This is a genomic window from Streptomyces sp. NPDC028305 (assembly GCF_055569495.1).
Window position 1 is genome coordinate 927,640 of sequence record NZ_JBVHTN010000005.1, and the last position, 26,369, is coordinate 954,008.

The 26,369-nt window shown below is 72.0% G+C and carries 23 protein-coding genes and 1 pseudogene; 11 read left to right on the plus strand and 13 right to left on the minus strand.

The window, feature by feature from the left end; genetic code table 11:
- Window positions 1-85 precede the first annotated feature (85 nt).
- The 3 genes from ACZ4WQ_RS24965 to ACZ4WQ_RS24975 all read right to left on the minus strand — a co-directional run bounded on the left by ACZ4WQ_RS24965 (window position 86) and on the right by ACZ4WQ_RS24975 (window position 5,059).
- The gene (locus tag ACZ4WQ_RS24965; protein WP_398377557.1) at window positions 86-1,174 is read right to left on the minus strand and encodes a pyridoxal-phosphate dependent enzyme; all 1,089 of its coding nucleotides are present in this window, start codon (window positions 1,172-1,174) and stop codon (window positions 86-88) included.
- Window positions 1,175-1,277: 103 nt separating this feature from the next.
- Entirely contained in the window at window positions 1,278-2,504 is a 1,227-nt protein-coding gene (locus tag ACZ4WQ_RS24970; RefSeq protein ID WP_311725714.1) for a beta-ketoacyl-[acyl-carrier-protein] synthase family protein, read from the minus strand.
- Window positions 2,505-2,839: 335 nt separating this feature from the next.
- Entirely contained in the window at window positions 2,840-5,059 is a 2,220-nt protein-coding gene (locus ACZ4WQ_RS24975) for an NADP-dependent isocitrate dehydrogenase (RefSeq protein WP_311725715.1), read from the minus strand.
- Between the two features lie 201 nt (window positions 5,060-5,260).
- Between ACZ4WQ_RS24975 and argC the strand changes: the two genes are divergently transcribed.
- The 5 genes from argC to ACZ4WQ_RS25000 all read left to right on the plus strand — a co-directional run bounded on the left by argC (window position 5,261) and on the right by ACZ4WQ_RS25000 (window position 10,217).
- Complete coding sequence (gene argC, locus ACZ4WQ_RS24980; RefSeq protein ID WP_358848885.1) at window positions 5,261-6,289, plus strand: N-acetyl-gamma-glutamyl-phosphate reductase; 1,029 nt, start codon at window positions 5,261-5,263, stop codon at window positions 6,287-6,289.
- A 76-nt stretch (window positions 6,290-6,365) separates the two neighbouring features.
- The gene (gene argJ / locus ACZ4WQ_RS24985) at window positions 6,366-7,520 is read left to right on the plus strand and encodes a bifunctional glutamate N-acetyltransferase/amino-acid acetyltransferase ArgJ (RefSeq protein WP_311725717.1); all 1,155 of its coding nucleotides are present in this window, start codon (window positions 6,366-6,368) and stop codon (window positions 7,518-7,520) included.
- Complete coding sequence (gene argB, locus ACZ4WQ_RS24990; protein WP_311725718.1) at window positions 7,517-8,449, plus strand: acetylglutamate kinase; 933 nt, start codon at window positions 7,517-7,519, stop codon at window positions 8,447-8,449. Before argJ ends, argB begins: the two co-directional genes overlap by 4 nt.
- On the plus strand, window positions 8,446-9,633 hold the full coding sequence (locus tag ACZ4WQ_RS24995; protein WP_385345534.1) for an acetylornithine transaminase: 1,188 nt from the start codon (window positions 8,446-8,448) through the stop codon (window positions 9,631-9,633). Before argB ends, ACZ4WQ_RS24995 begins: the two co-directional genes overlap by 4 nt.
- 23 nt (window positions 9,634-9,656) lie before the next feature.
- The gene (locus ACZ4WQ_RS25000; protein ID WP_385345536.1) at window positions 9,657-10,217 is read left to right on the plus strand and encodes an arginine repressor; all 561 of its coding nucleotides are present in this window, start codon (window positions 9,657-9,659) and stop codon (window positions 10,215-10,217) included.
- Between the two features lie 18 nt (window positions 10,218-10,235).
- On the opposite strand, the gene ACZ4WQ_RS25005 is transcribed toward ACZ4WQ_RS25000, so the two are convergent.
- Together ACZ4WQ_RS25005 and ACZ4WQ_RS25010 are read right to left on the minus strand one after the other, a co-directional pair.
- Window positions 10,236-10,589 carry a beta/gamma crystallin domain-containing protein gene (locus ACZ4WQ_RS25005; RefSeq protein WP_311725722.1) on the minus strand — a complete coding sequence of 118 codons (354 nt, stop codon included), beginning with the start codon at window positions 10,587-10,589 and terminating at the stop codon, window positions 10,236-10,238.
- A gap of 142 nt (window positions 10,590-10,731) precedes the next feature.
- Complete coding sequence (locus ACZ4WQ_RS25010) at window positions 10,732-11,721, minus strand: LacI family DNA-binding transcriptional regulator (RefSeq protein WP_385345539.1); 990 nt, start codon at window positions 11,719-11,721, stop codon at window positions 10,732-10,734.
- Between the two features lie 192 nt (window positions 11,722-11,913).
- Between ACZ4WQ_RS25010 and ACZ4WQ_RS25015 the strand changes: the two genes are divergently transcribed.
- The 6 genes from ACZ4WQ_RS25015 to ACZ4WQ_RS25040 are packed head-to-tail and all read left to right on the plus strand — an operon-like array spanning window position 11,914 to window position 18,334.
- Window positions 11,914-12,693, plus strand: coding sequence for an ABC transporter permease (locus tag ACZ4WQ_RS25015; RefSeq protein ID WP_385345541.1), 780 nt, complete (start codon window positions 11,914-11,916; stop codon window positions 12,691-12,693).
- Window positions 12,693-13,478 carry an ABC transporter permease gene (locus ACZ4WQ_RS25020; protein WP_398377562.1) on the plus strand — a complete coding sequence of 262 codons (786 nt, stop codon included), beginning with the start codon at window positions 12,693-12,695 and terminating at the stop codon, window positions 13,476-13,478. Before ACZ4WQ_RS25015 ends, ACZ4WQ_RS25020 begins: the two co-directional genes overlap by 1 nt.
- A gap of 10 nt (window positions 13,479-13,488) precedes the next feature.
- Window positions 13,489-14,565 carry an ABC transporter ATP-binding protein gene (locus tag ACZ4WQ_RS25025; protein WP_468022418.1) on the plus strand — a complete coding sequence of 359 codons (1,077 nt, stop codon included), beginning with the start codon at window positions 13,489-13,491 and terminating at the stop codon, window positions 14,563-14,565.
- Window positions 14,562-15,614, plus strand: coding sequence for an ABC transporter substrate-binding protein (locus ACZ4WQ_RS25030; protein WP_398377566.1), 1,053 nt, complete (start codon window positions 14,562-14,564; stop codon window positions 15,612-15,614). The genes ACZ4WQ_RS25025 and ACZ4WQ_RS25030 overlap by 4 nt, the downstream gene beginning before the upstream one ends.
- Window positions 15,611-16,591: a nucleoside hydrolase gene (locus ACZ4WQ_RS25035; RefSeq protein WP_398377567.1), complete on the plus strand. Its 981-nt coding sequence runs from the start codon at window positions 15,611-15,613 to the stop codon at window positions 16,589-16,591. Before ACZ4WQ_RS25030 ends, ACZ4WQ_RS25035 begins: the two co-directional genes overlap by 4 nt.
- A 51-nt stretch (window positions 16,592-16,642) precedes the next feature.
- Window positions 16,643-18,334: an adenine deaminase gene (locus tag ACZ4WQ_RS25040; protein ID WP_398377569.1), complete on the plus strand. Its 1,692-nt coding sequence runs from the start codon at window positions 16,643-16,645 to the stop codon at window positions 18,332-18,334.
- A 9-nt stretch (window positions 18,335-18,343) separates the two neighbouring features.
- Here the strand turns inward: ACZ4WQ_RS25040 and ACZ4WQ_RS25045 are convergent, their stop codons facing one another.
- From ACZ4WQ_RS25045 to ACZ4WQ_RS25080, 8 genes and pseudogenes are all read right to left on the minus strand, one after another.
- On the minus strand, window positions 18,344-19,342 hold the full coding sequence (locus ACZ4WQ_RS25045; protein WP_398377571.1) for a bile acid:sodium symporter family protein: 999 nt from the start codon (window positions 19,340-19,342) through the stop codon (window positions 18,344-18,346).
- A 102-nt stretch (window positions 19,343-19,444) separates the two neighbouring features.
- A complete protein-coding gene (locus ACZ4WQ_RS25050; RefSeq protein WP_385345553.1) occupies window positions 19,445-20,224 on the minus strand; it encodes an FAD:protein FMN transferase in 780 nt (259 codons plus the stop codon).
- Window positions 20,224-20,712: an FMN-binding protein gene (locus ACZ4WQ_RS25055; RefSeq protein ID WP_385345555.1), complete on the minus strand. Its 489-nt coding sequence runs from the start codon at window positions 20,710-20,712 to the stop codon at window positions 20,224-20,226. The genes ACZ4WQ_RS25050 and ACZ4WQ_RS25055 overlap by 1 nt, the downstream gene beginning before the upstream one ends.
- A 12-nt stretch (window positions 20,713-20,724) precedes the next feature.
- Window positions 20,725-22,053, minus strand: coding sequence for a ferredoxin reductase family protein (locus ACZ4WQ_RS25060; protein WP_311725905.1), 1,329 nt, complete (start codon window positions 22,051-22,053; stop codon window positions 20,725-20,727).
- Between the two features lie 328 nt (window positions 22,054-22,381).
- Complete coding sequence (locus ACZ4WQ_RS25065; protein WP_398377574.1) at window positions 22,382-22,612, minus strand: hypothetical protein; 231 nt, start codon at window positions 22,610-22,612, stop codon at window positions 22,382-22,384.
- Between the two features lie 45 nt (window positions 22,613-22,657).
- Window positions 22,658-22,978: a hypothetical protein gene (locus tag ACZ4WQ_RS25070; protein ID WP_398377576.1), complete on the minus strand. Its 321-nt coding sequence runs from the start codon at window positions 22,976-22,978 to the stop codon at window positions 22,658-22,660.
- Between the two features lie 195 nt (window positions 22,979-23,173).
- Entirely contained in the window at window positions 23,174-25,192 is a 2,019-nt protein-coding gene (locus ACZ4WQ_RS25075; protein ID WP_398377577.1) for a hypothetical protein, read from the minus strand.
- Window positions 25,193-25,526: 334 nt separating this feature from the next.
- Window positions 25,527-26,361: pseudogene (locus ACZ4WQ_RS25080) on the minus strand (DUF4158 domain-containing protein); the annotation flags it as partial.
- Window positions 26,362-26,369: the final 8 nt, after the last annotated feature.

Sequence of the window (26,369 nt, forward strand, 5' to 3'; positions counted from 1 at the left end):
CCGCCGGCGGGGGTACCTCCCAGCGGTAGCCGGGGGCGCCCGGCCGTGTCCGCGAAGTGCCGGGTCCGGGACGGCCGGACACGGCCTAACCGGCCGGCGGCCGCCATTCCCCGGTGGTGGCGAACCGCTCGACGACGCCCGCGTACGGCGCCGGGTCGAGCCCCCGGGCGCGTACCCACTCGGGGTCCAGGTGGGTGTTCCGGTACGGTTCGGCGTGGTCGCCGACGAGGCCGACCACGCTGCCCCGCGCTCCCGACTCGCGCATCCGCGCCACCAGGTGGCATACGCCCCACAGCCCGGTCCCGGCCGCCGGGCCGGCCGGGACGGCGGCCGTGTCGTGCAGCCATCGCAGGGCGGCCAGGGACGCGGCGTCCGGAACCGGGATCACCAGGTCGATCACGGTGGGCAGGAACCCGGGCTCGGTGCGGGGGCGGCCGATGCCGGGGATCCGGGAAGGCATGCCGGTGGCGTAGTCGCGGCAGCCGCTCGCCCACGCCGGGAAGTAGGCGGAGTTCTCCGGGTCCACCACGGCCAGCCGGGTCGGATGGCCGTGGTGGCGCAGATGGCGTCCGATCGAGGCCGAGGTGGCGCCGGTGCCGGCGCCGGTGACGATCCACGCGGGCACCGGATGCGGCTCCTCGCGCAGCTGCGTGAAGATCTCGTCCGCGATCGTCGGTTCGCGGCTTGCGGCCAGGGCCGGCTCGGCGTCGGTGAAGTGGTCGAGGAAGTGTCCGCCGAGCCGCTCGGCCACCGCGCGGGCCTCCTCCTGCACCGCGGCCGGCGGCTGTTCGGCCACCTGCCACCGCCCGCCCTCCCGCTCGACGCGGGCCAGGGTGTCCGCCGGGGTCTTCGCCGGTACGACGGCGAGGAACGGCAGATCCAGCAGCCGCGCGAAGTGGGCTCCCGCGACGGCGACCGCGCCCCCGGTGGCGGCGACCACCGTGGTGTCCGCGGTGATCCGGCCGGTCGCGATCGCCTCGTGGAACATGGCCCGCACCAGGCGGTGTTTCACGCTGCCGGTGGGGTGTGCGGACTCGTCCTTGAGATAGACCCGGACGTCCGGCAGCGCGGGCAGCGGAAGCGGCCGGAGCGGGGTCGGGCCGCTTCCGCGGCCCTCCGCGCGGAGGCGCCGGATCGCGTCCGCCGCCCAGGCGTTGGGGTGGTCCGAGGTCATGGGCCCCGAGCCTATCCAGGGCCGCTGCCCGGCGCCCCGGCCCGGAGGAGGCCGGCGGCTCCCGGTCGGCCCGGATGCCCACCGGACACCCTCCGCGGCCGGACTACGGCGCGGGAGTGAACACGAGCGAGGTGTTGTGGCCGCCGAATCCGAAGGAGTTGCTGAGCGCGGCGGTCGGCGCCGCGCCGCGCCGGGGCGCTCCCGTGACGACGTCGAGCTTCACCTGCGGGTCGAGGGCGTCGACGTTCTGGGTCGCGGGGATCACCCCGTCGCGCACCGCGAGGATCGCGGCGACCGCGCCGACCGCCCCCGCCGCCCCGAAGAGGTGGCCGGTCATGGACTTGGTCGCGGTCACGGACGGGTGGATGCCGATGGCCTCGGCGATCGACTCGGCCTCGACGAGGTCGCCCATCGGCGTGGAGGTGGCGTGGGCGTGGATGAGCTCGATCGCGAGCGGGGTCAGCTTCGCGGAGGCCAACGCCATGCGCATGGCGCGGACTTGACCCTCCGGGTGCGCGGCGGTGATGTGGTGGGCGTCCGAGGTGACCCCGGCCCCGGCGAGCGTCGCGTGGGTGCGGGCCGCCCGGGCGGCGGCGAACTCGGCGCGCTCCAGGACGACCACGGCAGCGCCCTCGCCGATGACGAAGCCGTCGCGGTCGACGTCGAAGGGCCGGGACGCCCGCTCGGGCTCGTCGTTGCGCGTGGAGTGGGCTCGGGCCTGGGCGAATCCGGCCAGCACCAGCGGGTTGACGCAGGCCTCGGTGCCGCCCGCGACGACCACGTCGGCGCGGCCGAGGCGGATCAGGTCTAAGCCCATGGCGATCGCCTCGGCCCCCGAGGCGCAGGCGCTGACCGGGGCGTGGGCGCCGCCGCGCGCGCCGAGTTCGATGCTGACCAGGGCGGCGGGACCGTTCGCCATCAGCATCGGGACGGAGTGCGGGGACATCCGCCGCATCCCCGAGGACTCCATGATGTCGCTCTGGCGGAGCATGGTCAGCGTGCCCCCGGTGCCCGTGCCGATGGCCACGGCCAGCCGCTCCGGCTCGACCTCGGGGGCGCCCGCGTCGGCCCAGGCCTCGCGGGCGGCGATCAGCGCGATCTGCTGGCAGCGGTCCATGCGCCGGGCCTGCACCCGGTCCAGGACCTCGGTCGGCTCGACCGCCAGCTGGCCCGCGATCCGCACGGGGGCGTCGGTCGCCCACGCCTCTTCGATGCGGCTGATCCCGGATCTCCCGCTCAGCATCCCGGACCAGGTCGAGGCCACATCGCCGCCGAGCGGTGTGGTGGCCCCGAGACCGGTGACCACCACCTGTTCGGTGTCAGCGCTCATCGAAAACTACCCCCGTGTAGTGGACACACGACTCCCGCGTGGAAGTTCGCGGGAGGAGATCACTTGTCGGCCACTCTGTCAGGGGGCTCACGGCCGGGCAGATGGCGCAATCCCAGCAGGCCGGGGTCCGGGTTTTGTAGGGCTCCGCTATTGGTTGTCGGCACGGTGACCGGGGGACCACGGAGCGCACATGGCGGGGGCTGCGGGGGAGCGCGCCCGGCGGGGCCGCGGAGAAGCGCGCGGGGACGGGCGCACACAAGCCGCCGCCCCGGCCGGAACGGTGTCCGGCCGGGGCGGCGGCGAGAGGCAGAAGAGGCGGAGGGAAGACCGCCGCGTCAGCCGAGGGTGGCGAGGGCCTGGTTGAAGGTCGCCGACGGACGCATCACGGCGGCGGCCTTGGCCGGGTCGGGCTGGTAGTAGCCGCCGATCTCGGCCGGCTCGCCCTGGACGGCGATCAGCTCGTCGACGATCGTCTGCTCCTGGGCGGCGAGCGTCTCGGCGAGCGGGCCGAAGGCCTTGGCCAGGCCCGCGTCGTCGGTCTGCCCGGCCAGCTCCTGCGCCCAGTACAGCGACAGGTAGAAGTGGCTGCCGCGGTTGTCGATGCCACCGACCCGGCGGCTGGGCGACTTGTCCTCGTTGAGGAACGTGGCCGTGGCCCGGTCGAGGGTGTCGGCGAGCACCTGGGCGCGCGCGTTGCCGGTGGTCTTCGCGTACTGCTCGAGGGACGGCACCAGCGCGAAGAACTCGCCCAGCGAGTCCCAGCGCAGGTAGTTCTCCTTGACCAGCTGCTGGACGTGCTTCGGCGCGGAGCCGCCGGCGCCCGTCTCGAAGAGGCCGCCGCCCGCCATCAGCGGGACGACCGACAGCATCTTGGCGCTGGTGCCCAGCTCCAGGATCGGGAACAGGTCGGTCAGGTAGTCGCGCAGCACATTGCCGGTGACCGAGATGGCGTTCTCGCCGCGGCGGATCCGCTCCAGGGAGAACGTGATCGCGTCGACCGGGGCCTTGATCTCGATCTGAAGGCCCTCGGTGTCGTGCTCCGGCAGGTACGCCTTGACCTTCTCGATCAGCTGGGCGTCGTGGGCGCGGTTCTCGTCGAGCCAGAAGACGGCCGGGTCGCCGGTGGCGCGGGCGCGGGTGACGGCGAGCTTGACCCAGTCGCGGATCGGCAGGTCCTTGGTCTGGCACATACGGAAGATGTCACCGGCGCCGACGACCTGCTCCAGGACCACGTTGCCGGCCTCGTCGACGACGCGGACGGTGCCCGTGACGGGGATCTCGAAGGTCTTGTCGTGGCTGCCGTACTCCTCGGCCTTCTGCGCCATCAGGCCGACGTTCGGGACCGAGCCCATGGTGGCGGGGTCCAGGGCGCCGTTGGCCCGGCAGTCGTCGAGGACGGCCTGGTAGATGCCGGCGTAGCTGCTGTCGGGCAGGACGGCGAGGGTGTCGTGCTCCTGGCCGTCGGGGCCCCACATGTGGCCCGAGGTGCGGATCATTGCCGGCATGGAGGCGTCGACGATCACGTCGGAGGGGACGTGCAGGTTGGTGATGCCGCGGTCGGAGTCGACCATCGCCATCCGGGGGCCCTCGGCCAGCTCGGCCTCGAAGGACTCCTTGATCCTGGCCCCCTCGGGCAGCGACTCCACGCCCTTGAGGATGCCGCCGAGCCCGTCGTTGGGGGTCAGACCGGCCGCCGCGAACACCTCGCCGTACTCGGCGAAGGTCTTCGGGAAGAAGGCCCGCACCGCGTGGCCGAAGACGATCGGGTCGGAGACCTTCATCATCGTGGCCTTGAGGTGCAGCGAGAACAGCACGTCCTCGGCCTTGGCCCGGGCCACCTGAGCGGTCAGGAACTCGCGCAGCGCGGCCACGCGCATCACGGACGCGTCCACGACCTCGCCGGCCAGCACGGGTACGGACTCGCGCAGCACGGTGGTCGAGCCGTCGTCGCCCGCCAGCTCGATGCGCAGCGAGCCGGCCTCGGCGACCACCGCGGACTTCTCGGTGGCGCGGAAGTCGTCGACGCCCATGGTGGCGACGTTGGTCTTCGACTCCGCGGTCCAGGCGCCCATGCGGTGCGGATGCGTCTTGGCGTAGTTCTTGACCGACGCGGGGGCGCGGCGGTCGGAGTTGCCCTCGCGCAGCACCGGGTTGACCGCGGAGCCCTTGACCTTGTCGTAGCGGGCGCGGATCTCGCGCTCCTCGTCGGTCTTCGGGTCGTCCGGGTAGTCCGGCAGCGTGTAGCCCTGCTGCTGGAGCTCGGCGACCGCGGCCTTCAGCTGCGGGATCGAGGCCGAGATGTTCGGCAGCTTGATGATGTTGGCCTCGGGCGTCTTGGCCAGCTCACCGAGCTCGGCGAGGGCGTCGGGGATCCGCAGGCCCTCCTCCAGGTACTCGGGGAAGACGGCGATGATGCGCCCGGCCAGCGAGATGTCACGGGTCTCCACAGCGACCCCGGCCGTCGACGCGTACGCCTGGACCACCGGCAAGAACGAATACGTCGCCAGGGCCGGGGCCTCGTCGGTGTGCGTATAGATGATGGTCGAGTCAGTCACCGGGTGCTCCGCTCCACGTCTGCAACATTGCTCGACATCAAGATATCTCGTTGCCGGCCCCCTCTCGAAAGGGCCCGACCCCCTCTGGGCGCGTAACACGCGTCACCCCCGCCGTGTCACCGCCCCCGGCTGTCCGAAACACTCATTGCATAAAGCTTCGGTCAACCGTATAGTCATGCCATCGACAGGGAGGTTGTTTCGATGGCGATACGTGCGGCGGTGGCCGGAGCGAGCGGATACGCGGGCGGCGAGGTGCTGCGCCTGCTGCTCGCCCACCCCCAGGTGGAGATCGGCGCCCTGACCGGCAACTCCAACGCCGGCCAGCGCCTCGGAGCCCTCCAGCCGCACCTTCCGCCGCTCGCCGACCGGATCCTGGAGCCGACCGGCCCCGAGGCGCTCGCCGGGCACGACGTGGTGTTCCTCGCACTGCCCCACGGCCAGTCCGCCGCCGTCGCGGAGCAGTTGGGCGACGAGGTCCTGATCATCGACTGCGGGGCCGACTTCCGGCTCGAGGACGCGGGGGACTGGGAGCGGTTCTACGGCTCGCCGCACGCGGGCACCTGGCCCTACGGCCTCCCCGAGCTGCCCGGGGCCCGCGACGCGCTGGAGGGGTCCAAGCGCGTCGCGGTCCCAGGCTGCTACCCGACCTCCGTCTCCCTCGCGCTGTTCCCGGCGTACGCGGCGGGGCTCGTCGAGCCCGAGGCCGTGATCGTCGCCGCCTCCGGCACCTCGGGCGCGGGCAAGGCGCCCAAGCCGCACCTGCTGGGCAGCGAGGTCATGGGCGCCATGAGCCCGTACGGCGTCGGCGGCGGCCACCGGCACACCCCCGAGATGATCCAGAACCTGTCGGCCGCGGCGGGGGAGCCGGTCTCGGTCTCCTTCACCCCCACCCTCGCCCCCATGCCCCGCGGCATCCTCGCCACGTGCAGCGCCAAGGCCAGGCCCGGGGTGACGGCCGAGGCGGTGCGGGCCGCGTACGAGAAGGCGTTCCAGGACGAGCCGTTCGTCCACCTCCTGCCCGAGGGGCAGTGGCCGTCCACCGCCTCCGTGTACGGATCGAACACCGCGCTGATCCAGGTCGCCCTCGACGCGGCGGCCGGCCGGGTCATCGCCATCAGCGCCATCGACAACCTCACCAAGGGCACCGCCGGCGGCGCGGTTCAGAGCATGAACGTCGCGCTCGGCCTCCCGGAGGAGCTGGGGCTCCCCACCACCGGAATCGCGCCATAAGCCCGACCGGAACGAGTCGCGCGGCCGACGCCGCACCCCACGAAACCGGCCCCCCTGGGGCGAACAAGGAGTCACAGTGAGCGTTACGGCAGCCAAGGGCTTCACCGCCTCCGGTGTCGCAGCGGGCATCAAGGAGAACGGCAACCCCGACCTGGCCCTCGTCGTCAACAACGGGCCGCGCCTGGCCGCCGCCGGCGTGTTCACCTCCAACCGCGTCAAGGCCGCCCCCGTCCTGTGGTCCGAGCAGGTGCTGAAGGGCGGCGCGGTGAGCGCGGTCGTCCTCAACTCCGGCGGCGCCAACGCCTGCACCGGCCCGCTCGGCTTCCAGGACACCCACGCCACCGCCGAGAAGGTGGCGGAGGTCCTCGGACACAGCGCCGGTGAGGTCGCCGTCGCCTCCACCGGGCTCATCGGCATCCGGCTGCCCATGGACAAGCTGCTCCCCGGCGTGGAGAAGGCGGCCGCCGAGCTGACCGCCCACGGCGGCGAGAAGGCCGCCATCGCCATCAAGACCACCGACACCGTGCACAAGACCGCCGTGGCGGAGGGCGCCGGCGGCTGGGTCGTCGGCGGCATGGCCAAGGGCGCGGGCATGCTGGCCCCCGGCCTTGCCACCATGCTCGTCGTGCTCACCACCGACGCCGACGTCGAGGCCCAGGACCTGGACGCGGCGCTGCGCGCGGCCACCCGCACCACCTTCGACCGGGTCGACTCCGACGGTTGCATGTCCACCAACGACACCGTGCTGCTGCTCGCCTCCGGCGCGTCCGGAGTCACCCCCGCCGCCGACGAGTTCGCCGAGGCGGTCCGCACGGTCTGCGCCGACCTGGCGCGGCAGCTGATCGGCGACGCCGAGGGCGCCTCCAAGGACATCCGCATCGAGGTGGTGGGCGCCGCCACCGAGGACGACGCCGTGGAGGTGGGCCGCTCGATCGCCCGCAACAACCTCCTCAAGTGCGCCATCCACGGCGAGGACCCCAACTGGGGCCGGGTGCTCTCCGCGATCGGCACCACCTCCGCCGCCTTCGACCCGGACCAGCTCAACGTCGCCATCAACGACGTGTGGGTGTGCAGATACGGCTCCGTCGGCGAGGACCGCGAGCTGGTCGACATGCGCTACCGCGAGGTCCGGATCACCGCCGACCTGTCCGCGGGCACCGAATCCGCCGTCATCTGGGCCAACGACCTGACCGCCGACTACGTCCACGAGAACAGCGCCTACTCCTCATGAGCCAGCCGACCGCCCGTAAACACACCGCCCTGCCCAAGGCGCGCATCCTCATCGAGGCGCTGCCCTGGCTGACCCGCCACCACGGCAAGACCGTCGTCATCAAGTTCGGCGGAAACGCCATGGTCGACGAGGAGTTGAAGGCCGCCTTCGCCCAGGACGTGGTCTTTCTGCGCCACGCCGGCCTGCGCCCCGTCGTGGTGCACGGCGGCGGCCCGCAGATCAGCGCTCAGCTCGACCGGCACGGCCTGGTCAGCGAGTTCAAGGCGGGACTCCGGGTCACCACCGACGAGGCCATGGACGTCGTACGGATGGTGCTGGCCGGCCAGGTCCAGCGCGAGCTGGTCGGGCTGCTCAACCGCCACGGGCCGCTCGCCGTCGGCATGACCGGCGAGGACGCCCATCTGATGTCCGCCACCAAACACTTCGCCGAGATCGACGGCGAGCGGGTGGACATCGGCCGGGTCGGCCAGATCACCGAGATCGACACCGGCGCGGTCCAGGCCCTGCTGGACGACGGCCGCATCCCGGTCGTCTCCTCCATCGCCCGCAGCGCCGATGACGGCCACGTCTACAACGTCAACGCCGACACCGCGGCGGCCGCGCTCGCCGCCGCGCTGGGCGCCGAGACGCTGATGGTCCTCACCGACGTCGAGGGCCTGTACGCGGACTGGCCCAACAGCGACGAGGTGATCAGCAGGCTCACCGCGAGCGAGCTGGAGAAGCTGCTGCCCGACCTGGCCAGCGGCATGGTGCCCAAGATGGAGGGCTGTCTGTACGCCGTGCGCAACGGCGTCACCACCGCGCGCGTCATCGACGGGCGGGTCCAGCACTCCATCCTGCTCGAGATCTTCACCGACGAGGGCATCGGCACGATGGTCCTGCCCGACCCGGACAACGACAGCAACAAAAATGAGGGGGCGGACCGGTGAGCAACGAGAAGCTGACACAGCGCTGGCAGGGCGCGCTGATGGACAACTACGGCACGCCCCGCGTCCCGCTCACCCACGGCGAGGGCGCCAAGGTCTGGGACGCCGACGGCAACCAGTACGTCGACTTCGTCGGCGGCATCGCCGTCAACGCCCTCGGCCACGCCCACCCCGCGGTCGTACGGGCCGTGTCCGACCAGATCGCAACCCTTGGCCATGTCTCCAACCTGTTCATCGCCGAGCCCCCGGTGGCGCTGGCCGAGCGGCTGCTCCAGCTCTTCGACCGCCCCGGGCGGGTCTACTTCTCCAACTCCGGCGCGGAGGCCGTCGAGGCGGCCTTCAAGATCGGGCGGCGCACCGGCCGTACGCACATGGTGGCCACCACCGGCGGCTTCCACGGCCGCACCATGGGCGCCCTCGCGCTGACCGGCCAGCCCGCCAAGCAGGACCCGTTCCTGCCGCTGCCCGGCGAGGTCACCCATGTCCCGTACGGGGACGTGGACGCGCTGCGCGCGGCCGTCACCACCGACACCGCGCTGTTCATCGTGGAGCCGATCCAGGGTGAGAACGGCGTCGTGGCGCCTCCGGCGGGGTATCTCGCGGCGGCCCGCGAGATCACCCGGGCCACCGGCACCCTGCTGGTCGTCGACGAGATCCAGACGGGAATCGGCCGCACCGGCCACTGGTTCGAATGCCAGGCGCAGGGCGTCGAGCCCGATGTGGTGACCCTCGCCAAGGGTCTTGGCGGCGGCCTGCCCATCGGTGCGACCGTGGCCTTCGGGCCCGCCGCCGAGCTGCTGACCCCAGGTCAGCACGGATCGACCTTCGGCGGAAACCCGGTGGCGTGCGCCGCCGCGGTGGCGGTGCTCGACACCCTCGCGGCCGATGGTGTCCTCGACGGGGTCAAGCGGACCGGCGAGCGGCTGCGTGACGGGATCGAGTCCCTCGGCCACGCGTTGATCGACCATGTCCGCGGCTCCGGCCTGCTGCTGGGTATCGTGCTGACAGAGTCCCTCGCGCCGCAGGTGCAGCAGGCGGCTCAGGACGCGGGACTCCTGGTCAACGCGGTCGCGCCGGACGTGGTCCGGCTCGCCCCGCCGCTCGTCATCGGCGACGAGGAGGTGGATGCGTTCCTCCGGGCCTTCCCCACCGCCCTGGACGCCGCCCAGGGGAGACACGGGCACTGACGGATCCGGAGACTGACGAGACGATGACCGAGGCGCAGCACACCGAGGCGCAGGGCACCGGCAACCACAACAATGGTGGCCCGGCCGTGCCGCAGACCCGCACTGCCCGGCACCGCCGGATCGTGGACATCCTGAACCGGCAGCCGGTCCGCTCCCAGAGCCAGCTCGCGAAGCTCCTCGCCGACGACGGGCTCTCCGTCACCCAGGCGACGCTCTCCCGCGACCTGGACGAACTGGGCGCGGTGAAGATCCGCAACACCGGCGGCGAGCTGATCTACGCCGTCCCGGCCGAGGGCGGCGACCGCACGCCCCGGGCCCCGCTCGGCGAGTCGGCGAGCGAGGCCCGGATGGCGCGGCTGGCGGCCGAGTTGCTGATCTCGGCGGAGGCGTCCGCGAACCTGGTGGTGCTGCGCACCCCGCCCGGCGCCGCCCAGTTCCTGGCCTCGGCCATCGACTCGGCGGAGCTGCACGCCATCCTGGGCACCATCGCGGGCGATGACACGGTGCTGCTGATCAGCCGCGAGTCGGCAGGTGGCCAGGCGCTGGCCGACCACCTGCTCCGGCTGGCCCAGAAGGAGCGCTAGAGCTTCCGCCGCGGGTTGTCACAGGATCTGGATGGAGACGACCCTCGGCGGGCGGTTCGGGAAGGTGATGTCGTGCCAGCGCTCGATCTTCACCGAGTCACCGTTGGCGTCGTAGTAGATCAGGTCGTTGTTGCCCGTGTAGATGCGGTCGACCCACCACCCGCCGAAGTCGGTCCGGCCGGCGTTCGCGTAGCAGTCGACGCTCTCGCGGCCGTCGAGGTGCGACCAGATCTTCAGGAAGTTCTCGCCGCCGACGCATTGGACATGGTCGATGGCGAAGGCGGTGCCGCTCGACACGGTGACAGTGGACGCGGCCGCCGCGGCGAGCACCACGGCCATGGAACACACGGCGCGCTTGGTTTTCGAGATCACAGATTCCCCTTCAGGCGAAGGCCGGCACTCGTCCGGCCGCGACACTCCGAATGCGAACCGCAGGATCGAAGCAGCGCTCGATCGAGCATCACTCGATCGTGGCGCTCACAGCCCGCCGCCCCAGAAACCCCCGCCGGCACGGCTAGCGCTTCTTCGGCGGCGGGGCCGTGGAGCCGCGGACGACCAGGCGGGTGGGGACGCGGACGCGCGGCGGGCGCTCGCCCGTGTGCGGAGCCTCCCGCACCAGCCGGCACGCCGCCGCTCCCGCCTCCTGGAGCGGGACGTGCAGCGCGGTGGTGCCCGGCTGGGTCATCCCGATGACGGTGAGGTCGTCGGACGCCGCGAGGCTGATGTCCTCGGGCACCCGCAGCCCCGCCCCGCGCAACCCCATGAGCAGGCCGAGCAGGACGTAGCTGCTGTACGCCATGACCGCGGTGACCCGCTCCGCCCGCCGCACCAGGTGCTCGGCCGCCGCGAGGCCGGCGTCGACCTGGGGCGGCACGGGGTCCAGCACGGTCAGCTCGCCGCCGCCGTCCTCGACCGCCTTGCGGGCGGCCCTGGTGCGCTGCCGGTCCATCCATGAGCCGGGCGGGCCGCCCAGGTAGGCGATGTGCCGGTGGCCGAGGCCGAGCAGATGCGCCATCAGCTCCCGCACCCCGCCCGGGGTGTCCACCACCACCCCGGGCAGCCCCGGGGTGGTGCGGTCGACCGTCACCACCGGCAGTCGCTCGGCGAGTTCGTGCAGCGTCGCGTCGCCGCTGACCGGGGCGACGAGGACGAGCCCGTCGACCCGCGAGCCCAACTGCGCCGCCAGCTCGCGCTCGCGCTCCTCGGAGCGGTCGGACACCCCGAGGAGGACGTTTCCGCCCGTCTCGGCCAGTGACTCCTGGACACCGGTGACGATGGGCGGGAAGAACGGGTTGGCGAGGGTGGGGACGATGACGCCGACCAGCCCGGTGTGGCCGGTGGTCAGGGCCCGCGCGGTGGCGTTGAGCGTGAATCCCATCTCGGCGGCCGCCTTGGCGACCCGCTCCCGGGTCTCCGCCGCCACCATGTCGGGCCTGCTCAGAGCGCGGGACGCGGTGGACGTGGACACCCCCGCGGCGCGTGCGACATCTGCCAGCCGAACCATCCGCCCCTGCCTTCTGTTGTCCGTTGCCGGTTACATGTTTTTAACCGGCAGTTGTTGACGGGCTCACCGGCTCCAGCGTAGCTTGCCTGCAACCGGTTGCCGCAACCGGTTGCAGACGACGTATCAGTAACATCTAGGAGGGTCCGGCTCGTGTCACGCAGAGCGGCTTCTGGCCTCTTGCTCCTGCCGGGCGTGGCACTTCTCGCCTTCGGCTTCCTCTACCCCTTCGGCATCACCCTGTTCGCACCGCCCGCCGCAGAGAACCCCGATGTCCTCGGCAAGCTCGGCGGCATGCTCGGCGACGGATACGTGCTGGAGGTCGCGGCCCGCACCGTCCGGGTCGCCGCCCTGACCACGGCCATCTGTCTGCTGCTCGGCTTCCCGGTGGCGTATCTGATCGCCCGGGCGCCCCGGCGCCGCCAGGGGCTGCTGCTGGCCCTCGCGGTGTTCCCGCTGCTGCTCAGTACCGTCGTACGGACCTTCTCCTGGCTGGTCATCCTGGGCCGCAACGGACTGATCAGCGACCTGCTGACCGCCCTCGGCCTCGCCGACGGCGGCACCCAGCTGCTCTACACCGAGTTCGCCCTGATCGCCGGGCTCACCCAGCTCTTCACCCCGATCATGATCCTGACCTCGTACAGCTCGCTCTCGCACATCGACGTCAAGCTGGAGGAGGCCGCCCGCGGCCTCGGGGCGAGCCCCGGCCGGGCCTTCCGCCGCGTGGTGCTGCCGATCGCGCTGCCCGGTGTGCTGGTCGGCGCGATGCTGGTGTTCGCCGGCGCGGTCACCGCGTTCACCACCCCGCTGCTGCTGGGCGGCACCCGCAACCGCACGCTGGCCACGCTCCTGTACGACTACGCCAATGTGAAGCTCGACTGGGGCGCGGCCAGCGCGGTGGCCCTGATCATGACCGCGCTGGTGCTCGTCGCGGGCTGGATCTCCGGCCGGCTGTCGAAGGTGGGTGCCGTCTGATGCGCGGACGTCCGCTGCTGACCGCCGTGGCCGCGCTGGCCCTGGTCTTTCTCCTCGGGCCCATCCTCCTGGTGGTGGCCATCGCCTTCTCCTCCGGCGACACCGTGGAGTTCCCCCCGCCCGGCCTGTCGGGCAAGTGGTTCACCAAGGCGCTGGCGTACCAGCCCTTCCAGGACGCGCTGGCCACCAGCGCGATGGTGGCGGCCGGGGCCACGCTGCTCGCGCTGCTCGTCGGCATCCCCGCCGCGCTGGCGATCCAGCGGCGGCGGTTCCGCGGCCGCAAGGCGGCCGAGGCGCTGTTCCTGTCCCCGGCGATCGTCCCCGAGCTGGTCCTGGGCTTCGCGCTGTTCCAGCAGCTGATGGTCACCCTGCGGATCACCGCCCTCGGGGCGCTGCTGATCGGCCACACCGTGCTGCTGCTGCCGTACGCGGTGCGGGTGACCGGCGCCTCGCTCGCCATGGCCGACCCCGCGCTGGAGGAGGCGGGGCGGGGGCTCGGCGCGGGCCCGCTGCGGACCTTCTTCCACGTCACCCTGCCGGTGATGATGCCCGGGATCGTCTCCGCGGCCGTGCTGTCCTTCCTCACCTCCTTCAACAACGTGCCGCTGTCGCTGCTGCTCAACGGCCCCGGCGTGACCACCCTCCCGGTCCAGATGCTCAATTACGTCGAGTTCTCCTTCGACCCGGTCGTCGCGGCGGTGTCCACCCTGCTGCTCGCGGCCACGGTGGTTGTCGCCCTGGTGACCGAGCGGCTCGTCGGCTTCAACAAGGTCTTCGGCAAGTAGGGATGCACCCATGACGACGATGCCAACGACGACGACGACGACGGTGACCAAGACGACGACGCCGGTGGTCCAGCTCCAGTCCATCAGCCGGGAGTTCTCGGGCTCGGTGGCGGTCGACTCGATCGATCTGACGGTGCGCCGCGGGGAGTTCACCGCGCTGCTCGGCCCCAGCGGCTGCGGCAAGACCACCACCCTGCGGATGATCGCCGGTTTTCTGCCGCCCACCAGCGGCACGATCCTGCTCGACGGCAAGGACGCCACCACCCTGCCGCCCGAGCGCCGCAACATCGGCATGGTGTTCCAGTCCTACGCGCTCTTCCCGCATCTGACCGTCGAGAAGAACGTCGCCTTCGGACTGCGGATGCGGGGTGTGCCCAGCGCCGAGATCCGCACCCGCGTGGCCGAGGTCCTCGACCTGGTCGGCCTGGCCCACCTGGCCGGGCGCAAGCCCAAGCAGCTGTCCGGCGGCCAGCAGCAGCGGGTCGCGCTGGCCCGCGCGGTGGCCATCCGCCCCTCGGTGCTGCTGCTCGACGAACCGCTGTCCAACCTGGACGCGCGGCTGCGGGTGCAGATGCGCCAGGAGCTGCTGCGGGTCCAGCGGGAGACCGGGCTGACCGCCATCCTGGTCACCCACGACCAGGAAGAAGCGCTCGAACTCGCCGACAACATGGTGATCCTCGACCGCGGCCGGATCGTCCAGCAGGGCCCGCCGCGCGAGGTGTTCCGGGCGCCCGCCACCCGCTTCGTCGCCGAGTTCCTCGGCTACGAGAACTTCCTCGACCTCCCCGGGCGCGGCCCGGTCACCATCCGGCCCGAGCACATCGGCGTCCTCGGCCCGGACGCCGAGCCGCCCGCGGGCGGCGAGGTGGTCGAGGCGACCGTCACCGCGGTCCGCTTCCGCGGCACCGACTTCGCGGTCACCGCCGCCGTCGGCGACCGCGTCCTGCACGCCGTCACCACCGACGAGACGCTGCGCGCGGGCGCGTCGGTGCGGCTCCATCTGCCCCTGGGGCAGGCCATCCCTCTGCCCGGCGACGACGGCGCCGCTCGGCTCGGCAAGAACCCTCGTCAGGAGTGTCCCGCATGATCCGCACCGCCAGACTCACCACCGGCGCCCTGGCCGCGTCCCTGATCGCCTTCACCCTCTCCGGCTGCGCGGAGAGCGCCGGGGCCGACCCGAAGAAGCTGACGGTGAGCACCTTCGGCTTCGGGGCCGACCGCTTCGAGGAGACGGTGATCAAGCCGTTCGAGAAGAAGACCGGGATCGATGTCACCCTGGAGACGGGGGCCAACGCCGACCGGCTGACCAAGCTGAAGGTCAACAAGAACGACCCCACCGTGGACGTCGTGATGATCTCCGACCTCTTCGCCGCCATGGGCCAGAAGCAGGGCCTCTTCGACAAGGTCGACGCCAAGAAGGTCCCCAACATGGCGAAGATCTACGACTTCGCCAAGAGCCAGGACGGCTACGGCCCCGCCTACACCTACCAGCTGCTCGGGATGCTCTACCGCACCGACAAGGTCAAGCAGCCGCCCACGCTGGAGAGCCTGTGGGACGCGAAGTACAAGGGCAAGGTCGCCGTCCCCGACCTGTCCACCAGCGCCGGTGTCCCGTTCCTCCAGGCCGTCTCCGCGACGTACGGCTCGGGCCCCAAGGACACCGACACCGGCTTCAAGAGGCTCTCCGACCTCAAGCCGAACGTGCTGAAGTTCTTCAACCGCTCCACCGAGCTGGTCAGCCTCCTCGACCGCGGCGAGGTCGAGATGGCCCCCGGCCTCGACCTGTTCGCCGTGGACCCGGCCAAGGCCGGCAAGCCCATCGGCTGGGTGCCGTTCGACAAGGGCCGCTACGTCGCCGCCAACACCGCCCAGATCGTCAAGGGCGCCAAGAACAAGGCGGGCGCCGAGAAGTTCCTCGACTACCTGCTGTCCGCCGACGTCCAGGAGAAGGCGGCCGCCTCCTTCAGCGACAAGCCGGTCAACAAGGACGCCAAGGTCCCCGCCGCCATCACCAAGGTGTCCGGCGAGGCCGCGAGCGACCCGGCCGCCGCCGGGTTCACCTCGCCCGACCTGGCCTACTCCGTGGAGCACAACGACGCGTGGGTGGACCGCTTCCAGCGCGAGGTCTCCGGATGAGCCGGACCCCCAGACGGGTCATGATCGACTGCGACCCGGGCATCGACGACGCCATCGCCCTCTTCCTGGCGTACGCGTCGCCGGAGCTCGAGGTCGCGGGCGTGACCACGGTCGCGGGCAACGTCGGCCTCGACCAGGTGGTCGACAACGCCCTGCGGCTGTGCGACCTGATCGGCGGGCCTGCCGCGGCCACCCCCGTGCTCCGCGGCCACGCCGGGCCGCTGGCCCGGGTGCCGCGCCACCCCGACGAGCCGGTCCACGGCGCGTACGGCCTCGGCGGAGTCGAACTCCCCGCGGCCGCCCGCGCCGCCCACCCCGGCCACGCCGTGGACTGGATGGCCGAGCAGCTGCGCGGCGCGGGCCCGGGGGAGATCACCCTCATCGCCACCGCGCCGCTCACCAACGTCGCCGCCCTGCTGCACACCCACCCCGACACCCGCGGACTGCTGCGGGAGATCGTGGTCATGGGCGGCGCGGCGTTCGCCCCGGGCAACACCACCCCCGCCGCCGAGTTCAACTTCCACGCCGACCCGGAGGCCGCCCGCTACGTCACCGAGTCCGGCGTCCCGCTGCGCATCGTCGGCCTCGACGTCACCCGCCAGGCCCTCACCCCGCTCGCCGACGCCGACGCGCTCGTCGCCGACGGCGCGCCCGTCACCACGGCGGCCGGGCAGATGCTGCGCCACCTCATCGACCGCTACGCCCGCCGCCACCAGGTGCGCGCCTGCGCCGTGCACGACGCGCTCGCCGTGGCCGCCGCCGTCCGCCCGGAGCTGCTGGAGTGGACGGAGGCGTGGGTGACCGTCGAGTGCGCGGGCGAGTTCACCCGCGGCGCCCTGGTGGCCGATGTGCACGGGCGCACCGGCCTTCCGCCCAACGCGCGCGTGGCGACCGGCGTGGACGCGGAGGCGTTCCGGGCCTTCCTGATGTCCCGGCTGCGCGGCCACTACGGCGCGGACACCACCCCCGTGCCGTAACGGCCGCACCCCTCACCAACCCCCCAGAGCAGGAAGCGAGCAGGAGACCCCATGCCGATGCCAAGCCGCTGCGACCTCCTCATCCGTGGCGCCGGCGTCTTCTCGGTGCACACCGGCGAGATCCTGCCGGCCGACGTGGTGGTGACCGGCGACCTCATCCGCGCCGTGGCCGCCCCGGGTGTACGGATCGAGGCCGAGCGCGTCCTGGACGCCGACGGGCTGATCGTCGCGCCCGGCTACATCGACGCCCATATGCACATCGAGAGCTCGCTGCTCACCCCCGCCGAGTTCGCCCGGATCACCCTGCCCCGGGGCACCACCACGGTCCTCGCCGACCCGCACGAGATCGTCAACGTCGCGGGGCGCGAGGCTATGGCCTGGATGATCGAGCAGGGCCGCGGGGCCGAGCAGACCATGCTCTGGGCCGTGCCCTCCTGCGTGCCCGCGCTGGAGGGCTTCGAGACCGCGGGCTCCTCGCTGACCGCCGAGGACATCGCCGAGATGCTCGACTGGGACGGGGTGACCACCCTCGGCGAGGTGATGGACTACCGCGCCGTGGTCGCGGGCTCCCCGCGCATGCGCTCGATCGTCGACGCGGCCCGGCGCAAGGGCGTCCGCCTGGACGGCCACTGCCCCAACCTCACCGGCGACGACCTCGGCGAATACCTGTGGGCGGGGATCGACTCCGACCACACCAAGAACACCCCCGAGGTCGCGGTCGAGAAGGCGCGGCTCGGCATGCTGCTGATGCTCCAGGAGAAGTGCCTGAGCGCCGAACTGGTGCGCCGCCTCCACGAACTCCCCGTGCTGCCCGACTTCTGCCTGGTCACCGACGACCTGGCGGCCGACGCCATCCTCGACCGCGGACACCTCGACCACATCGCCCGTGTCGCGCTCGACGCCGGGATGAGCCCCGCCACCGTACTGCGTGCCCTGACCCTGCACCCGGCCCGCCGCCTGGGCCTGGACGACCGGGGCGTGGTGGCCCCCGGCAAGCGGGCGGACCTGGTCCTGCTGCGCGCCCTCGACGACCCGACACCGGTGACCGTGGTCTGCGGGGGCCGCGTCGTGGCCGGGGACGACACCGCCGGGCCGGCGCCCGACAACCCCTTCGCCGACTCCGTCCGCCTCGCCCCGCTGGAGGAGGCCGACTGCGTGTGGCGCGCCGACCTCCCCGACGGGGAGCACACCTTCCGGGCGCTGCGGGTCAACCCCGTCGACACCTTCACCGAGCCGGCCGAGGTCGTGCTGCCCGTACGCGACGGTGTCGTGCACTGGGAGGGCAGGACGGCCGTGCTCGCGGTGTACGAACGCCACCACGGCACCGGCCGCCGGACGATGGCCCCCGTCGTGGGGTTCGACCTCGCGGAGGGCGCCACCGCCACCACGTACGCGCACGACAGCCACAACCTCACCGTCGTGGCCACCGACGCGGGCGCGCTGCGCCGGGCGGCCAACCGCGTCATCGCCTCGGGCGGCGGGATCTGCGTGGCGGTGGCCGGGCGGCCGGACGTCCATCTGCCGCTGCCCGTGGGCGGCGTGATGTCCGCCGCGCCCGCGCCCGAGGTCGCGGCCGGCGCGGGCGCCGTACGGGAGGCGCTGCACGGGTGGGGCTGGCGCCACCGCAACGCCTTCATGAGCGTGTCCACCATGACCCTCCCGGTGTCGCCGCAGATCAAGCTGACGGACCTGGGTCTGGTGCGGGTGGTCGACCGGGCCTGGGAGGACCCGGTCGTCGTGTGACCCCCGCCGTCAGCCCTCCGCGCGGCGCGAGCGGTGGGACATCCAGGCGGCGACCAGCGCGCCCGAGATGTTGTGCCAGACGGAGAAGATGGCGGCCGGGAGCGCGGCCAGCGGGCTGAAGTGCGCGGACGCCAGGGACGCCGCGAGCCCGGAGTTCTGCATGCCGACCTCGAAGGCCATGGCCCGCCCGGCGGGCTCGCCGAGGCGGGCGGCCCGGCCCGCGGCGTAGCCGAGCGCGAGCCCGAGGCCGTTGTGCAGCACCACGGCCAACAGCACCAGCCCGGCCGCCGACTTGATGGCGTCCGCGCTGGCCGCCACCACGACCGCCACGATCACCGCGATGGTGGCGGCCGACAGCCAGGGGAGCAGGCCCAGCACCCGGCCGAGGTAACGCCCCGCCACCAGCCGTACGACGAGGCCGCCGAGGACCGGCAGCAGCACCGTCTTGAGGATGTCGGTGACCATCGACCCGGCGTCCACCGGCAGATACTCCCCGGCCAGCAGCAGCGTCAGCGGCGGGGTGACCAGCGGGGCGAGCACCGTGGAGACGGTCGCCACCGAGACCGACAGCGCCACGTCGCCGCGCGCCAGGTACGTCACCACATTCGAGGCCGTACCGCTCGGGGCGCAGCCGACGAGGATCACACCGGCCGCCAACTGCGGTGACAGGCCCAGGGCATGGGCGATGAGCCACCCCAGGCCCGGCATGATCACATAGTGCGCCACCAGGCCGAGCGCCACGGCCCACGGCCGCTTGACGACGCCGGAGAAATCCTGCGTGGTCATGGTCAGACCCATGCAGAACATGATCGTTCCCAGTAGGTAGGGAACGTTCGGCGCCCAGCCGCTGAAGGTGCCGGGCGTCGCCAGGCCCGCCGCGCCCGCGGCGAGGACCAGGATGGGGAAGACGGTGACGGCCCGTCTGGCCGCCCGGTCGGTGGTGGCGGACTGCGTCGGTGTCGGCGGCGCTGTGGCGTCCGCCCTGCGGCTCGTGTCTTCTGATCGCACCGCGTGATGGAACGCCCTCGACGGGGCGACGCGCAAGGCCGTCTCGTTATGTGGTCCCTACATCGATCGCCGGGGGTGCCGCGCGGCGCGGCCGGAACACCGCTACACGAACATCGCCGCGTCGTACCGCGCGAACCCGCTCGTCTGCCAGGTCGCGCCGTCCGCCGTGACCGCGAACGCCGCCGCGTCCGGAAGCCGCTGGAGCCAGGGCCGGGCCCGCTCGGCGCCCATCGCGCAGGCCGCGGTGGCCCAGGCGTCCGCGTCCGTCAGGCTCCGGCACACCACGGTGACCGAGGCGAGCGGCTCCGCGGGAGGCGCGCCGGTGTACGGGTCCAGGATGTGGCAGCCGCGCTCGGCCGGGCCGGAGGTCGCCACCGCCAGCTCGTCGCGCGCCTCCACCACGGCGATCAGCTCCCCGGGGCGCAGCGGATCGGCGATGCCCACCCGCCACGGTCCCCCGTGCGTCTGGATGTCCCCGCCGCCGTTGACGCACACCGACCCGGCCCCCGCCGAGGCCAGCATCTGGGCGGCCCGCTCCACCGCCCAGCCCTTGACCAGGCCGGTCGGATCCACCCGGCCGGCGTGGCGGGTGGAGAACCAGCCGTCGCTGAGCCGCTCGGCCTCCTCGCACAGCCGCAGCACGTCCCGTACGTCCGCGTCGCACTGCGACACGTCGAGCTCGCCGCGGTGCAGCCGGCTGATCTGGCTGTCGGGGCGCCAGGTGGAGAACAGCTCGTCGACCCGGTGCAGCCAGGCCGCGGCCCCGTCCAGCGCGGCCCGCACCCGGGGCCGGTCGGCGTCGGCCACCTCGCGGACGTCGAGGGAGAAGACCGTGCCCATGGTCTCCTCGACATGCAGCATGCGCCGCGGCTCGCCGTCCATCACAGACCGGCCTTGTCCAGCGCGCTCTGGAGGGACTTCCGGTAGCCCTCGCTGGTGTAGGTGGCGCCGGAGACGGTGTCGATCTTCGCGCTCTGGGCGGTCACCGCCGCCTGGTTCAGCTTGGGCACCGAATCGGCCGCGATCTGCTCGCTCTGCGGGCCGGAGTCGGGGGTCTTGACGGCCGTGGCGGCGGTGATCTTTCCGCCGGTGACGGTGACGCTCACCTGGACCGGGCCGTACTGGGTGTTGGCCTCGTCGCCGGTGACCGTCTGCGCGGCGCCGCCTCCGCCACCGCCACCGCCACCTCCGCCCCTGCTGTCTCCGCCGGGCGCCGGCGGCGCGGTGGCGGGCACCTGCCCGGCGTTCTGCGAGCCGGCCGCGGCGACCGGCTCGGAGGCCGGCTGCTTCAGGGCGAGCAGCAGCACGACCCCGGAGACGGTGGCCGCGGTGCCCAGGATGATCCGGCGCAGCGGATGCTTCCTCTTCATGACTCCGCCTCCCTACATTTCGAAGGACTCGTGGTGGATACGGCGATCGGGCACCCCGGCCTCGCGCAGCGCCGCGTAGGCGTGCTCGGCCAGGCCGGGGGGCCCGCACAGAAAGACGTCGTGCCGGTCGATGTCGGGCAGCACCGAGCGCAGCCGTTCGGAGGTGATCTCGGGGCGGGCGCCGTCCGGCCCGTTCACGGCGTACAGCAGCCGGGCCCCGCGGGCCTCGGCGATCCGCTGGAGCTCGTCCCACAGCGCCAGGTCCTCCATGCTGCGGGCCCGGTAGAGGAGCGTGATGTCGCTGCCGCGGCCGGGCAGCGTCTCGAACAGCGCCCGCAGCGGGGTGATCCCGGCCCCGCCCGCGATCATCAGCACCTTGCTGCGGCTGCGCCGCCCGGTGGTCATCGCCCCGTACGGCCCCTCGGCCCACACCCGCGTGCCCGGCTCCAGCGTGGCGAGCGCCGTGCTGTGCCCGCCCACCGCCTTGACCGTGATCCGCATGCGCTCCTGCTGCGGGGGCGCGGACAGCGAGTAGGGGTGCGAGCCCCAGCGCAGCCGCGGCGCCAGGAACCGCCAGCGGAAGAACTGCCCCGGCTCCGCGCCCAGCCGGTCCAGATCCCGGCCGCCGATCACCACCGAGACCATGCCGGGCGCCTCGGGCACCACGGCTAACACACGCATCCGGTGGCGCAGGTTCAGCCCCACCGGGACCAGCACCCGGAACCACACCATGGCGAGGGTGACGCTGCCGTACAGCACGTACCAGGCGATGCGCGCCACCTCGTCGGCGACGAACTCCGCGCCGGCGGCCAGTTGGTGCCAGAAGGCCAGGAACACGCCCGCGTAGGTCATCAGGTGCAGGTAGTACCAGGCCTCGTACGGCATCCGGCGGCGCACCACCCCCGCCGAGATCAGGCCGACCAGCAGCAGAAGCCCGGTGCCGACCGTCGCCTTGATCATGTCCGGGTACTCGGTCACCACCGTGACGGTCTGGTCGACGACGCTCGTCCGCGCCTGGACCGCGTACCCCCAGATGATCAGCGCGATATGGGCGATGATCAGGCACAGCGTGTACCGGCCGGCCACGGCGTGCCACCGCGCGACCCGGTCCGACCCCACGCGCCGCTCCAGCGCCGGAACCCGCGCCATCAACAGCACGACCAGCGCGATGGAGTACCCGCTGAGGAGCCCGGTGAGCCGGCCCCCGCCGACCAGCCACTCGGCGTTGCCGACCACGTTCGGGGTGTTCTGCCACCACAGCGTGACCACCGCCGCGGCCCCCGCCCAGCTGAGCAGGATCAGCGGCACCGCGGGGGAGCGGCGGGGACGGATGCGCCGCATCACCTCCCGCCGGTCGGTCCGGCTGTTCGTCACCGTCGTCAACGCCCTGTCCCCTTTCCGCACGCGTCCGCGCGTCACCGGACGGCTCCGGTGACGAGGGATACGGCTCGGGGGCGCCAATGTCTCAACGGCGGCGAGGATTCCCCGGAATTTCGGGCGGACGGTCCGTCCGTGAGGTTGGCTCCCGGAGCGCGAGGTGGCTAAGACATCCCGGCGTCGGTGAGGTCCGTTTGGTGCCGCCCGCCGCCTCCGGAGTCTCCTGTCGCAGCCCGAGTGCCGGAATACCGGCCTCAGGGAACATCGGTACAGCGGTTATCGGTGAGAACGATCATGGTCCGGGCGGCGTGAGTGTGCTGACCCGGTTCTCGTACTCGCGGCGGGCCTTGCGCTGGGCCGGGACCGCCGGGACGCCCTGGGCGCCGTTGAGCGGCTGGCAGCGGGCGAGGAGACGGCGGTGCATGGCGGGGGCGGCGCTGATGCGCAGGGCCGGAGGCCAATGTCGGGCGTACGCGACAGAGCCCTGGAGACACCAAGGTGTCTCCAGGGCTCTGTCGCTCACGACGGATTCGTGGCAGCCGCTGCCAGTAGTGCCCGTGGATGCGAACTACTGGCGGGGCTCGCCTGATTCGGTGAGCAGCCAGTCGTTGAATCCATCGAGGGTCTGAGTGAGGACCTGGATGTCGGCCGTGCGTCCTTGCAACGCGACTGGCCGGGGCAGCTCGGCAGCCGAGTAGATCGCGATGGGGGTGTCGTCCCCATCGACAATGACGAGGTTGGCGGGAAGGGCAGTGCCCTCGGTTGCGCGGACGATGAGGGTGCCGTCGTGTTCTTCGATCTTCAGCGTGGCTTTGACTGTCTCACTGACCTGCTCCGCCGGCAGGATCACCAGGCCGGAGTTCTCCGCCGCGGGTTCAGTATTAGACATTTCGGTCCTCCGTGGATGAAGCCCAGTTGATGGGGTTCGCAAGGTGTGCTGGGGCCGCGCTACACCCTGGGCGGGCCCCACAGCGTGAATTCGACAGGGGAGCCCCAGCCCGTGTCCTCGAAGTCGTCATCCAACAGGACGAGAGGTGCCGGACGGCGGGAAGAAGACCAGCGCGGAAGGCCGCCCGCCGCCCTGTCAGGTGGCGGGGGGCAGGTACATCACGTAGAGCTTGCCGTTGTAGTAGGCGGCGCCGGGTGTCTCCTTCGCGGTGGCTCCGGGGATTTTGCTGGAGCTGTGCCAGGAGGTGCCGTTGTACTCGCCTGAGAACAGCGCGGCGTCGTCACCGCGCCTGAGGAGCGTCATGTTGTTGGCGTCGGCGGCCAGGGCGGGGGCGTGGGTGGAGCCCCACCCGGGGATGTTGCCCTTGCTGTTCCAATAGCCGCCCGTGCTGTTACTGGTACGGATCTCGCGGGCCTTGCCGGTGGCGATCCGCCACATGTAGCCGCGGTAGGAGGCCAGGGTCACGTAGGTGTTCAGCTCCCAGCCGAGGTTGTCCGAGACCGGCTTCCTCCAGCCGGTGTCGGCGCCGGTGTTGTTGCCGGAGGTCCACAGGTTCTCGTCGCGGCCGTAGGCGACCAGCCAGACATCGCTGTTGTGCGTGGTCAGAGCCGGCGCGTACAGCCACCCTCCCTCGAGGGGCTTCGCCGCGCTCCACCCGGCGGCGGGGGTGAAGGTCCGGGCATAGATTTTGTAGTCCTTGCCGGTGTGGGTGTAGTACAGCTTGCCGTGGGCCGAGGTCATGGCCGGTGCGTACCAGCTCTGGTCGCCGCCGATCTGCTGGGGCGTGCTCCAGTTGCCGCCGCTGTCCATGGCGGCCCACATCACCGCCTGGTCGCTGGGGCGCAGGTAGGCGATGTAGAGCTTGCCGTCGTGGACGGCGAGCGCGGGGGTGGTGATGGTCTTGAAGGGAACGTGTCCGGGCTCGCTCCAGGTGCTGCCCGTGCGGATGGAGGACTTCAGGTAGGCCTGGTGGAAGGGGATGAGGCTGCCGCCCCACGCCAGGCGCAGGTCGTGGTGGCCGTCGCCGTCGAATTTCCAGATGGAGCCGCCGCCGCGGGAGAGCATGGCGAGTTCGTAGCGGCCCATGCCGATGACGCGCTGGCAGGAGATGTCGCTCATGTTGATGAGCTCCATCATGACGTCGATGAACATGTTCGCGACCTGGACGGCGATGCCCAGCCACACCGGCAGCTGGCCGGTGACGAAGTCGTCGAAGGCCAGGTTTTTGTTGAGGGCTTCCATCGCGTCGAGCAGCGCCTTGTTCAGCGCCCTCCACCACTCGTTGGGAGTTTCGTCCTTCTCCCAGCAGGTGACGTTGATCCCCAGGTAGTCGCCGGAGGAGTACCCGTCGAAGAGGGTCTTGTTGTTCACGGAGAACGCCCGCGTTTGGCCCTTTTCGACGGCTCCGAACTCCTCCGAGGTGAAGGAGTGCTTGGTGCCGCCGCCGACGCTGCCGGCCGCCGTCCAGAAGATCTCGTCCCTTCCGCCCCACTGGTCGCCGACCGCTTTGTGGACGTAGAAGCTCTCCGTGAAGATCCGCACGCGGAACGGCGGGCCCGAGCGGCCCTCCGGGTCTTCTCCGCCCTCCTGGGGCGCCTGCTCCGTGCCCGCCAGGTCGTCCGTGTCGGGCAGGAGGCGCTCGCTGGGGGTGGCGAAGGCGGTGATGCCGAGTTTCGCCGCCCGCATCGCGGCGAGGAAGGCGGGATCGTTGGCCTCCCGGGCCGGCGTCCGCGGGTCGATGATCTGGGTGTTCCCCGCCGCCATCGCCTCCGCGACGATCTCAGGGAGGTCCCGCTGCAGATCCTCCAGCGCATAGCCCGACTCCACCGGCCGGTCGGCGAACGCCTGCGGCAGCAGCGCCATCCGGCTCCCGGAGGCCACCTCCCGGTACACCGCGCCCCACGCCTTCGTCTCCTCCTCGGAGAGCACCGAGCCCACCGCGTCCAGCAGCAGCCTCTCCAGATCGGTCGGCTCCTGACCCTGCCGCAGGCGGTCCGCGCCGTGCAGCATCGCCCCCATCAGCAGATGCCCGTACGACTCCGGGCCCGAAGCGCGCCCCGCGCACTCCTCCTCCCGCGCCCCCGACAGCAGGCCGCGCAGCCGCTCCAGCCGCTCAGTCCGGGTGAAGGTCCCGTTGTCGACAGGTGAAGACATCGCCACTCCCACAGGTAGAAGCCGACCCTCACCGGACGCGGGCCGCGCCGCACCATGCTCCCAGATTGACTACAGTAAGCGACAGATCATTTACACATTGTGTCGGGTTGGCCGATAGTGGGCTCCACGACGCGGGCGTCGGGGAAGCTCCTGGCTGGGCGAACACCGAAACTCCACGGGCTGTCATGCCATGGCCGGCTCAAAAACAGCGCTAAATGCCCGCAGAGGCCGCCCACCGGGCGGCATCCGCTCGTCGGCCACGGGCGCCCCCGGCGCCACGCTGGACTCGCCCCACGGATCCGATTCGACGTCCAGGTGCTCGCACAGCTTCCTCAGTTCTGTGCGGCCCCGTCGTCGTCCTCGTCCAGCTCCGGCGCGTCCGGGTCGCGCAACGGGCGCAGGGCGCCGGCGGCCGGGGTGGAGGCTGTGAAGCTGTAGCGGCCGAGCAGGTTCAGGTTGCGGTGCTTGAGCGGGGAGGACCGGGCGATGTCCTCGTCCCGCGTCGGCGGCCGGCGCAGCCGCTCCAGCTCCGAGAACCGAGAGCCTTCCGGCGTCATCAACGTCGCCACCAGGTCGCCGGGTAACGCGGGGTCCGCCCGCCGGGCGGACCCCGCGACCGTGGCGTGCAGCCGCTTCTCCGCGACCTTCCGCGCCTCCGATACCTGCCGGGCCAGCACCGACACCCCGGGCAGCAGCACCCGGTGACGGCGCAGCCAGCCCACCGCGTGGTCGAACAATGCCTTCGGGCCCTCGGCGTGCATCCACGCCCGCCCGTGCAGGAACGTACGGAAGCGCCGGCCCCACTCAGCGTCCCCATAGGGGTGGTATCCGTAGGCCTCCCGGATCTCCCACGCGTGGTCGTACAGCGTCTGACGCCGTTCGCTGTACTGCTTGACCGCGGACGGGTCCTCGATGCCAAGGTGCACGGCCAGGTGCTCGACCACCGGCCACGGCACCGCGAGCGGGTCCTCCAGGAGCAGACCGACGTACCGCACCGTGCACATCTGGAGCGCGAACCCGAGCTGATGGTGCTTCGTCCGCCGCAGGGCGATCGGATCCCGGTCCACGTCGTCCAGGAAGAAGAACCGCTCCAGCTCGGGCCCCGTCGGCTCCTCGGCGAACGCCCCGTACGCCTCGGCCTGTTCATCACTCAGAAATTCCACCGGCACGAGCCGGA